Annotated in this window: 1 protein-coding gene; it reads left to right on the top strand. The window is 67.1% G+C overall.

The features are described from left to right. Position 1: 1 nt before the first annotated feature. The gene (locus ACLF6P_RS28810) at positions 2-172 is read left to right on the top strand and encodes a phosphopantetheine-binding protein (protein ID WP_415954347.1); all 171 of its coding nucleotides are present in this window, start codon (positions 2-4) and stop codon (positions 170-172) included. The last annotated feature ends 114 nt before the right edge of the window (positions 173-286 follow it).

Here is a 286-nt window from a genome sequence, read left to right as displayed (position 1 = left end):
CCTGCTCGCCACCCGCCTGATCAGCCGCATCCGCTCGGTCTTCGACGCCGAACTCGCCCTTCGCACCCTGTTCGAGCACCCCACCGCGGAGACCCTCGTGGGCCGTCTGTCGGGAACCCGCAAGGCCCGGCCCAAGCTGCGGCCGATGAAGAGGACCAAGGAGACGTCATGATTCCGCTTTCGTACGCACAGCAGCGTCTGTGGTTCCTGCACCGGCTCGAAGGCCCGAGCGCCACGTACAACGTGCCGTTGGCGGTACGGGTGGAGGGACTGCTGGACGTGGACT

Source organism: Streptomyces lothianensis (genome assembly GCF_047779955.1).
GTDB lineage: Bacteria > Actinomycetota > Actinomycetes > Streptomycetales > Streptomycetaceae > Streptomyces.
The sequence above is the reverse complement of the archived record's forward strand: the minus strand, read 5'-3'. Positions and strand labels throughout refer to the sequence as shown.